This window comes from Calditrichota bacterium, assembly GCA_014359355.1.
Lineage (GTDB): Bacteria > Zhuqueibacterota > Zhuqueibacteria > JANLFK01 > Oleimicrobiaceae > Oleimicrobium.
Genome location: JACIZP010000132.1, coordinates 1 through 2,365, shown reverse-complemented (window position 1 = coordinate 2,365; position 2,365 = coordinate 1). Strand labels below are relative to the sequence as shown.

Annotated in this window: 3 protein-coding genes and 1 CRISPR repeat array; all 3 genes read left to right on the top strand. The window is 57.8% G+C overall.

What is annotated here, in order from left to right; genetic code table 11:
• The coding region (cas1, locus tag H5U38_05520) for a CRISPR-associated endonuclease Cas1 (protein MBC7186474.1) at nucleotides 1–761 on the top strand (761 nt) is incomplete at its 5' end.
• Between the two features lie 2 nt (nucleotides 762–763).
• Nucleotides 764–1,054: a CRISPR-associated endonuclease Cas2 gene (gene cas2, locus H5U38_05515; protein ID MBC7186473.1), complete on the top strand. Its 291-nt coding sequence runs from the start codon at nucleotides 764–766 to the stop codon at nucleotides 1,052–1,054.
• On the top strand, nucleotides 1,029–1,640 hold the full coding sequence (gene cas4, locus H5U38_05510; protein ID MBC7186472.1) for a CRISPR-associated protein Cas4: 612 nt from the start codon (nucleotides 1,029–1,031) through the stop codon (nucleotides 1,638–1,640). Before cas2 ends, cas4 begins: the two co-directional genes overlap by 26 nt.
• Nucleotides 1,641–1,867: 227 nt before the next feature.
• Nucleotides 1,868–2,341: a CRISPR direct-repeat array (repeat unit 37 nt; unit sequence GTTTGGGAGGCCGATCCAGCAAAACAAGGATTGAAAC).
• Between the last annotated feature and the right edge of the window lie 24 nt (nucleotides 2,342–2,365).

Genomic DNA, 2,365 nt, shown 5'->3' with positions numbered 1-2,365 from the left:
CCGAGACAGAACTTGGGCTGCGGCTCGTGATAGACTGGGTGAGTGCCAAGGTACAGAACCAGATCGACTTCTTACAGGAGCTGGCGCGCCACCGCCCTGGCAAGAGCGAACTGCTCGCCGAGTACCTGACTACGCTACGCTCCGCCCTGGCCGACCTCAAGCAACTGACCGGCACCATCGAGGCCAGACGTTCCGCAGTCATGGGCATCGAAGGAGGTGCCGGGCGCGCCTATTTTGCCGCCCTCAGCTTTCTCATTCCCGACCCTTACAAGTTCCAGGGCCGCAGCCGTCAGCCTGCCAAGGACGAATTCAACGCCATGCTGAACTACGCCTACGGCATCCTCTACAGCATGGTGGAAAGGGCCTGCCTCTTGGCGGGGTTAGACCCGTTCGTGGGCTTTCTCCATGCGGACAATTACAACAAAAAGTCCTTGGTGTTTGACCTCATCGAACCGTTTCGCATCATTGCCGAAGAAACCACCTTCTATCTCTTCAGCAAGCGGCAGGCCAACAAGGAGCATTTCGACTACCTGCACAATGGGGTCACTCTGAATGCCGAAGGCAAGAAGCTCCTGATCGCCGCCTTCAATGCACGCATGGAGGAACGCGTCCGCTACCGAGGCCGCAACATCATGCGGCGGGACATCATCCAGTTCGAATGCCATCGGGTGGCAAACCTTCTCTTGCGTAGGGCAGATGCCGCAAAGGGCCAGCGACCTGCAAGCGGTGTCCCAAATGACCAGCCAGCCGGAGGGGAGTGACCATGCTCGTATGGGTGGTGTACGACATCGAAAAGAACCCCGTGCGGAACAAAGTAGCAAAAGCCTGCCTCAATGCTGGCATCTATCGGGTGCAAAAGTCAGTCTTTCTGGGCGAGCTCAACGCCACGCAGGTGGATGAGCTGGCGCTGCGCATCGCAAAACTCATAGACGAAACGCGCGATTCGGTGTACCTATTTCCCATGTGCAAGGACGACTTTGCACGGGTGCGGCTGCTCGGTCAGGCCTTTGACAAGGAGCTGGTGACCGATGAAGTCAGAGCCCTCTTTCTCTGAGACACCCAATGTCAGCATCACCATCACGCAGGTGATGGCCTATCTTTTTTGCCCGCGGTTCACCTACTTTGAGGAGTGCCTGGGCATCCCCGAGCATGAAGAGACCCGCTTCAAAGTCTTGATGGGAAGAGAAGTCCACGCGCGCAAGGTCAAGATGAACCCCGATTATCTGCGCAAACGGATCAACGTCGTACGCAAGGCGGTGTCCGTATACCTGGCGAGTCCGGAGCTCCAGTTGCGTGGCATAGTGGACGAGGTGCTATGGCTGGCCGACGGCACATTGGCTCCGCTGGAGTACAAATTTGCCGAGTACCGCCCGTTCGTCTTCGCCACCCACCGCACGCAGCTCTGCCTGCAAGCTTTGTTGATCGCCGAGGCCTTCCGGGCATCGGTCATGCGCGGCTACCTGGTCTACGTACGTTCAAAGAACTTTTTGCGTGAGGTCGCGTTCAGGCCGGCTGACTTTGCCAAAGCACGCAACAGTGTACAGGAGGTTCTGCGCATTATCCAGACGGGCTATTTCCCCCAGCAGCGGGGCACCCCTGCCCAGTGCGCGGATTGTTGCTATCGCAACCTCTGCGTGTGAGCGCCGTCCGCAGCGGTCCTGGTTTGCCTGTAGGGAATTTATGCGAAGATGAGGGAGGATCCCTTTCCAAGTACCGGAAAGTCAAGGCAGTCGGGGCTACGCCGTGGCTGCAGCTGCGACCTTGTTGGGGCCCTTTTTGCGGTGTCGGGGCCGTTTTTCTGGCCAGAATAGGCGACGGAACAAGCGGCGCAAGCAGTGAAGTCACATGGGGTTGCAGAGGGGAACCTGTTTGGGAGGCCGATCCAGCAAAACAAGGATTGAAACGTTTCCACAGTCGTACCTCGCCGTCCGAGAAGTCAAGTTTGGGAGGCCGATCCAGCAAAACAAGGATTGAAACCCCCTGCAGGTCATCTGGATCCGCCCCGGGGCCGGCGTTTGGGAGGCCGATCCAGCAAAACAAGGATTGAAACGCAATCGGCGTGCCCCGCGTGGGCGTGGACGCACCGTTTGGGAGGCCGATCCAGCAAAACAAGGATTGAAACTGGTCGGCGGGGCGCACCGCTTTTGCCGCGCCCCGAGTTTGGGAGGCCGATCCAGCAAAACAAGGATTGAAACCGCAAGAAATTGCGGACGCGAGAAGTCGGTTATGTGTTTGGGAGGCCGATCCAGCAAAACAAGGATTGAAACTACCAGTACCGTGCAACAATTGAGCGGGTAGTTGACGGTTTGGGAGGCCGATCCAGCAAAACAAGGATTGAAACTGAGTGAGTGCGTGAGTGTGTGCT

Coding starts and splice junctions, on each gene's coding strand:
- cas2 (MBC7186473.1), top strand. CDS start 764: ATGCTCGTATGGGTGGTGTACGACATCGAAAAGAACCCCGTGCGGAAC.
- cas4 (MBC7186472.1), top strand. CDS start 1,029: ATGAAGTCAGAGCCCTCTTTCTCTGAGACACCCAATGTCAGCATCACC.